8 protein-coding genes are annotated in these 7,010 nt (G+C 54.0%); 4 read left to right on the top strand and 4 right to left on the bottom strand.

What is annotated here, in order from left to right:
• From FE784_RS41475 to FE784_RS40265, 3 genes are all read left to right on the top strand, one after another.
• The coding region (locus tag FE784_RS41475; protein WP_176706877.1) for a hypothetical protein at nt 1-423 on the top strand (423 nt) is incomplete at its 5' end.
• A 57-nt stretch (nt 424-480) separates the two neighbouring features.
• The gene (locus tag FE784_RS40270; RefSeq protein ID WP_139607934.1) at nt 481-1,104 is read left to right on the top strand and encodes a TetR/AcrR family transcriptional regulator; all 624 of its coding nucleotides are present in this window, start codon (nt 481-483) and stop codon (nt 1,102-1,104) included.
• A 3-nt stretch (nt 1,105-1,107) separates the two neighbouring features.
• Nucleotides 1,108-1,569 (top strand): DUF2269 family protein, encoded by a 462-nt coding sequence (locus FE784_RS40265; protein WP_139607933.1) that lies wholly within the window; start codon nt 1,108-1,110, stop codon nt 1,567-1,569.
• Nucleotides 1,570-1,800: 231 nt separating this feature from the next.
• On the opposite strand, the gene aguB is transcribed toward FE784_RS40265, so the two are convergent.
• The 4 genes from aguB to FE784_RS40245 form a co-directional block, all read right to left on the bottom strand.
• Nucleotides 1,801-2,676 (bottom strand): N-carbamoylputrescine amidase, encoded by an 876-nt coding sequence (gene aguB / locus FE784_RS40260; protein WP_139607932.1) that lies wholly within the window; start codon nt 2,674-2,676, stop codon nt 1,801-1,803.
• Between the two features lie 61 nt (nt 2,677-2,737).
• Nucleotides 2,738-3,769: an agmatine deiminase family protein gene (locus tag FE784_RS40255; protein ID WP_139607931.1), complete on the bottom strand. Its 1,032-nt coding sequence runs from the start codon at nt 3,767-3,769 to the stop codon at nt 2,738-2,740.
• A gap of 190 nt (nt 3,770-3,959) precedes the next feature.
• Nucleotides 3,960-5,225 carry a M16 family metallopeptidase gene (locus tag FE784_RS40250; protein ID WP_139607930.1) on the bottom strand — a complete coding sequence of 422 codons (1,266 nt, stop codon included), beginning with the start codon at nt 5,223-5,225 and terminating at the stop codon, nt 3,960-3,962.
• 159 nt (nt 5,226-5,384) lie between these two features.
• Nucleotides 5,385-5,930, bottom strand: a complete 546-nt coding sequence (locus FE784_RS40245) for an NADPH-dependent FMN reductase (RefSeq protein WP_139607929.1) — start codon at nt 5,928-5,930, stop codon at nt 5,385-5,387.
• Nucleotides 5,931-6,181: 251 nt separating this feature from the next.
• On the opposite strand from FE784_RS40245, the gene FE784_RS40240 reads away from it, so the two are divergent.
• On the top strand, nt 6,182-7,003 hold the full coding sequence (locus FE784_RS40240) for a class I SAM-dependent methyltransferase (RefSeq protein WP_139607928.1): 822 nt from the start codon (nt 6,182-6,184) through the stop codon (nt 7,001-7,003).
• Nucleotides 7,004-7,010: the final 7 nt, after the last annotated feature.

The raw sequence follows: 7,010 nt of genomic DNA, 5'->3' as shown, positions 1-7,010 counted from the left end.
TTTGCCGGGTTTGCCGGGTTTGCCGGGTTTGCCGGGTTTGCGGGACCAGGAATCCATAAAATAGCGGAACTGAAGTATGTTATTGTCCCGAATACCCGTGTCGATAGCAAAATAACGGAAGACCGTTCCTCTATTCCGCTGTTCACGATCATTTCACCCCGAAAAAATCAAAATAACAGCCTCCTGTTCCGCTATCTTCCAAAGTGTTGCGGAATTCCGGACAATAACGGAATGCGCTTCCTCTATTTCCGGCAACATGTTGTAATTCCCCGCCGTACTATTTGGAATAAAATCAAAAATGTTATTTACAAACCGATGGTCGGTTTATATAATAAAAATAACTCACGTCTCACTTCAAGGATGAGCGACCGCGATTCAGCGTCAGTTTTCCTTGATACACGAAGGGTATCTCTTCAACTATAGTGCTCTGGCAAAATGTTTTTCTGAATCCTTAATAAGTCGTGGAAGGAGTGGTTTCACGTGAAACAAGAGCAGCGAAGACAGCAGACGTTCCAGCTGCTGCTGCAGACGGTCGAGGAACTGATAGTCGAGAAAGGCTGCGAATCCATCAAGATGAGCGATATTATGGAGCGGTCCGGCTTATCCAAGGGGGCGATATTCCATTACGTGAAGACGAAGGATGAAATATTCGCGCTGCTCCTGCAAGAGCAGCTGGAAGAGATCGACAACCGTTTCGTCGAAGAAGTGAACCAACAGAAGAAGAAGGAATTCGAAGGGCCGCTGCGGGAAATAACGAAGAAGCTGTCGCTGCTCGAAAATCCTCAAGATGTTACGAATCAGGTGCTAATGTATTTGCTAGGAAAAAAGGGGCAGCCGTCCGTCGCGGAAGCGCTGCAAGCTTTCTACGAGCAATCGTTCCGGCTGTCCAAGCAATGGATCGTCACCGGCCAGAACCATGGCGTCATTCCCGAATCGATCGATGCGGATAAGACCGCCGAGCTGTTTATGCTGATCTCCTATGGCCTGCGCATGAGATCGGCCATTCCCGCCGGCGCCGGCACACCCTCGTTTACAGCGGCCGATTTTGCGATGTTTTTGGCAAATACGCTCAATCCCAAAACCTCAGATCGAAAGGAGCCCTAACCAATGAGCCTGCTGCTCTTCATGCATATAGGCGGAGCTTTTCTCTTCGTAGGCAACATCATAACCGCCGCATTTTGGAAAATACGCGCAGATGCTACGCGCAATCCGGCCGTCATTCACGAGGCGGCCAAAAACGTCATGCTCGCCGATTACGCCTTTACGCTGCCGGGACTTGCCCTTCTGATCGTGTCGGGCGTCTGGATGGCCGGCCGTTCCGGCTCGCTCCATTCCGGCTTCAACTGGCTGACGCTGTCGCTTATTTTGTTCGCCGTAACCGGCATGGTATGGCTTGGCATCCTTCTCCCCTTGCAGCGCGGCATGATTCGCCACAGCAAGCAATCGATGGCGTCAGGCGCCGTATCCGCGGCTTACCGCAAAGCTTCCCTGTACTGGGCCATATTCGGCACCATAGCCACGCTGCTTCCGGTCGTCATTCTATACCTGATGATCGCCAAAAGCTTCTGAACGCAACGAAAGAAAGAGCTGCCGAACGAATTCGGCAGCTCCTTTGCGTCATGCGGCTATTTATTTCCCGGTCATCCATTGCGGCTTGGAAAACCCTTTGAATTGCTTCGTCGATCGTGCTCTCGAATTCTTTCGATTGCACGACTTCCTTCAAGTCCTTCGCAAGCTGGCTGTCCGCGTCGACCGTTCGACGGCTATTCAAAGAGAGGAACGGTAAAGGCAAAGCCGCCATTACTGCAACGTCTCTCCGTCATAAGTGGCAATGATTTTGTACAAGTCCGGCCGGCGGTCGCGGAAAATGCCCCACTCGATCCGTTGCGTCTCGAGCTGGTCCAGATCGAATTCGGCTACGAGCACCGTTTCTTCGCTGCGACCGGCTTCCTTGATTTTGTTTCCTTGCGGACCCGCAATGAAGGACGAGCCGTAGAAGTTGATTGTCGAATCGTCGTCGCCTTCCTCCCCGATCCGGTTGGAAGCGATGACCGGCATCAGGTTTTGCGCCGCGTGTCCGAGCATGCACATTTGCCAATGATCCTTCGAATCGATCGAGCCGTCCTGAGGCTCCGAGCCGATGGCCGTCGGGTAGAACAGCAGCTCCGCACCCATAAGCGCCATGCATCTGGCCGCCTCCGGATACCACTGATCCCAGCAAACGCCTACCCCGATTTTCGCATAACGGGTTTTCCACACCTTGAAGCCCGTATCGCCGGGATTGAAATAAAACTTTTCCTCGTAGCCGGGACCGTCGGGAATGTGGCTCTTGCGGTACTTGCCCAGAATCTCGCCGTCCGCGTCGATTACGGCCAGCGAATTGTAGCGGGCGTAATTTTTCTTCTCGTAGAAGCTGATCGGCAGAACGACCTTCAGCTCCTTGGCGACCGCTTTGAAATGATTCACGGCTTTATTATGCTCCATTTCGGTCGCATATACGTAATAATCCGCCTTTTCCTTCTGGCAAAAGTAGGGCGTCTCGAACAGCTCCTGCAGCAAAATAATTTGCGCGCCCTCCGCCGCAGCCTGTCTGACAAGCGCGTCGGCTTTGCTTATATTTTCTTCGATATTGCCGGAGCAGCTCATCTGCGTCGCGGCCACCTTGACCGTTCTCAATTTTGTTTCCCTCCTTCTCGTTCATACGCGAACCCTACTGCTAATGCACATGGTCTCGGATTTAACGCCGTACGGCCGCCATCTGTTGGGTCGTGCAGTGAACGTTGCCGCCCTCGCGAATAATGGCCATGCCGTCCACCTTGCGGATCCGGCGGTCCGGGAATGCGGCTTGAAGCGTTTGCTCCGCCTGCAAATCGGCTTCGGCGGCCTCTCCTCCGAACACCGGCAAGATGATGCCGCCATTGACGAAGTAGAAGTTCAAATAGCTGAGCGTGAGCCGGTTGTCTTCATAAAACGCCTTCGGCGGCTGTTGGATCGGAATGATCTCCAGCTTCCGACCTGCCGCATCGGTCGCTTCGCCCAGCAGCCGCATATTTTCCTGCGTTATCGCATAGTTGTCGTCCTCGGGGTCGTCGCATACTTGTAAAATCACTTTGCCCGGAGCGGCAAAGCAGGCGACATTGTCGACATGTCCGTCGGTTTCGTCTCCGCTCAACCCTTGCTTCAGCCAAACCACTTTGCTTATATTCAGAAATCGCTTAAGCTCTTCCTCGATTTGCTCCCGCGTCATATCGGGATTCCGGTTCGGGTTCAACAGGCACTCCTCCGTCGTCAGAAGCGTACCCTCCCCGTCTACATGGATGGACCCGCCCTCCATGACCAGAGGGGCGTCAAAGCGCCGTACGCCGAGATGCTCCAGCACTTGTGGAGCGACCGCGTCGTCCAAATCCCAAGGCGCATATTTGCCTCCCCAAGCGTTGAAACGCCAGTTGACCCCGGCCAGCTCGCCGTCGTCGCGAACGATAAAGGTCGGTCCGTTATCCCGGAACCAGGCATCGTTATGCGGAATTGCCAAAATATCGACATTCGCTTCGACGAAGCGGCCCTTCACCCTGTCGGCATCGTCGGGATTGGCGATTACGGTTACCGGCTCGAACTCGGCGATCGCTTTGACGATTTGCGCATATCCTTCGCACACTTGCTCGTATTGATCCGGGTACACCATCGACTGCCGTACGGGCCAAGAAATGAACGTGCGTTCATGCTTGTCCCATTCCGCAGGCATCGTATATTGCAAATCTTTAGGGTACATAGCATTCATCTCGCTTTATCATTAGATTTCAGGTTTGCTCTTATCACATTTTTCTCTAACATCATATACGAAAATGCATTCAACCTCAACGCGAACCGGCCGCCCGCGGTTTGGCAGCGCTATAGCACCGTTTCAACGCGTAAGCGGCCTGCTTGTTCCGTTCGGACTGCAGCTAACGACGCTAGACCCTTTACATGGCCTCGCGGGTTGGATCGTCTGCGGTTGCATTCGCCTCCCGGCCCACTTGGACATACAACATCCGATCCGGACACAAATACGACTGCGAGAAGCTCAACACCTCGTCGCTCGTAACACCGCGTATGCGTTCTGCAAAATGACGCGGGTCCGTGTTCAAACCGTACAAATGCTGGGCGGCGATACTCGCATTGATGGCTTCCGGCCGGTCTTGGGCGATCAAATGGCGTCCGGTTATCGCATTTTGGGCTCTTTCCAGCTCCGCTTCCGTAATTCGCTCCTGCCGCATCCGCTCCATTTCGCTGACGATAATCGCCTTGGACTCTTCCACGCGCAGCGGGTCCGTCCCGACATAGCCGCTTATAAAGCCTTCGGAGACCATCGGGCTGAGCGTGGCCCACACTTCGTAGGCGAGCCCCTTCTCTCCCCTCACTTGCCTCCATAGACGGGACGCCTGCCCGCCGCCGAGAAGATGCATCGCAATGATGCCGGCATATTTGGCGTCGTCATAGGCGTCGGGACCGTACAAGCCCCAATGAAGCTGCGCTTGCCTAATATCTCTCGCCTCATGGATTACCCGGCCGCCGAGCTCATAGGGCTGCAGCTTCCCCAGCATGGTCGCGGGAGAGATCCGCCGAGGCTCGGGAATACCGAGTCCTTTCACATACTCTACAAGCTCGTCATGCCGAACGTGTCCGGTCGCCGCCAACACGATATTGCCCGCGCCGTAAAACTGCTCATGGAACTTCAGCAAATCGTCCCGCGTCAGCCCCGAGACCGATTCCTCCGTGCCGAGGTTGCTCGCCCGTTCGGGCTGCATCGCCCGCAGCAGCCGATACAAAGTTCGGCTGCCGTATTCGCGCGGATTGTCCCGGGCCCGGTGAATTTCTTCCAGCACCACTTTTTTCTCAAGCTCTATTTCTTTCTCGGGCAGCACGGAATGAAATAACATGTCGGTCAGCAGGCCGATGCCCTCTTTCCATTTATCGTAAGGCATATGAGCATAATATCGGGTACGGTCCGTGCCGGTTGCCGCGCTTATTCTTCCTCCGCAATTTTCTACATCGATCGGGATTTGATCCTTCGTTCTCGAGCTTGTTCCCTTGAACAGCATATGCTCCAGGAAATGGGCGATTCCGTATGGATAGTTTTCTTCATAATGACCTCCGGCTCTCACCCAATAACATAGCAAAGTCGACGACGCTTGTTCATGATGCTCGCTTACGATCGTAAGTCCGTTTGCCAATATCGTTTTCCGCATCCCGCTTCCTCCTTGCCCGTTTTCCCTCTTATACAGGAAATTCGCCCGGGATCGAAAACATTCCTGCCGGATCGGGAAATCGCGGGTAACGAAACAAAAAAAACGGATAACTCCGTAATGGGAGCCATCCGCTTCTTATACTTGACACCGGTCCCCGCATTAGCGAGGGAGCTTGCTCACCCATGCCAAGAAGTTGTCGACGACGCTGTCCAAGAACTTGACGGTCGGTTCGTGGATCAGGTTGCCCTCCGCGTCTATTTTCTCATGGACGGCGCCGACATACACTTCATTTCCCGGAAGCAGCGGAGACGAAATGCCCATCGAGAACAAAATGTCGCGCAAATGAAGCTGCGCTTTGACCGTACCAAGCTGGCCCATCGATGCTCCGACGATCCAGGACGGCTTGCCGTTCATGACTTTGTCCACACGGGACAGCCAGTCGATCGCATTTCCCAGCACCCCCGGGATAGTACCGTTATATTCGGGAACGACCCACAGAACGGCGTCGGCGTCGGCTATTCTGCGTTTGAATTCCTGTACCGCCTCGGACGGCTCGTTCTCGATATCCTGATCGTAGAACGGCAGACTGCGAACGTCCAGTATGTCCAGCTCGAAGCGATCGGAATACCGCTTCTGGATATAACGGGCCAGCTTCTTATTGTACGAGTCCTTGCGAATGCTGCCTACGATTGCTGCTACTTTCATGATGGTTCCCTCCATATATCTCTGTATAAGTGCCGGCCGGTTGGATAAGGCCAGGTGATGCTGTGTTCGTTCACGGCTATGCCGTCGAAAGCTACATCGATACTAAACTTTTCATATTACATTGTATCGATATTTTTAATCACTAACTATATTTTAGTTAGTGACGAGCGGAAAGTCAACCTTTCATTCGCAGGAATACCCGGGAGCCTCGTCGAAATGGTAAAGATACTTCAAAGAACGGAGGCTGCATCATGATTCCTGAAGGCAATGTTCGAAGCAATGTGGAAAGATTTTCGGGTTATCAAAGCTTGTACGACAAATATCGCCCGGAGGCTCCCCGTCGGGTAATCGACCTCATCGTTGCCTATTTGGGCAAACGGCCCTCCCTCGTCGTCGACGTGGGCTGCGGCACCGGATTGTCCTCGTTCGCATGGGTCGGCCATGCAGACCGGATTATCGGCGTAGAACCGAATGCCGACATGATCTCGAGAGCGCGGGAGAAGCTGGCGCACACGGACGGAGCGGACACGATTTCCTTTGTACCGGGCTATTCCAATCAATTGGAGCTGGAGTCCGGCACCGTCGACGTCATCACGTGCTCCCAATCATTTCATTGGATGGAACCGGCCAGCACGTTGAAGGAAGCGTCCCGGGTGCTGACGGAAGGCGGCATTTTCGCCGCCTATGACTGCGACTGGCCGCCTACGGTCCATTGGACGCTCGAAGCGGTATATAACAACCTGCTCGGAAAAGCCGACGCCGTCCTCGCCGGTCTCACGAAGGAAGAAGACAGAGCGTGGAAACGGAACAAAGAGCAGCACCTGCAGCAATTGAAAGAGAGCGGCCGATTCCGGTTTACGAAGGAGATCGTATTCCACAACATCGAGCCATGCGATGCAGACCGATATTCCGGACTGGCGATTAGCCAGGGCGGAGTCCAAACCGTCATAAAGCTCGGCTCGACGGAGCTGGACGAGGATATCGCGACATTCAAGAGGTTGACGGAGCAATATTTCCAGGGGCGCACGCTGGATGTGCTGTTCAGCTACAGAATGCGGCTAGGCGTCAAGTAGAGGACCG

This window comes from Paenibacillus hemerocallicola (genome assembly GCF_006265175.1).
GTDB lineage: Bacteria > Bacillota > Bacilli > Paenibacillales > NBRC-103111 > Paenibacillus_AB > Paenibacillus_AB hemerocallicola.
This window is presented reverse-complemented; position numbering and strand designations above follow the sequence as displayed.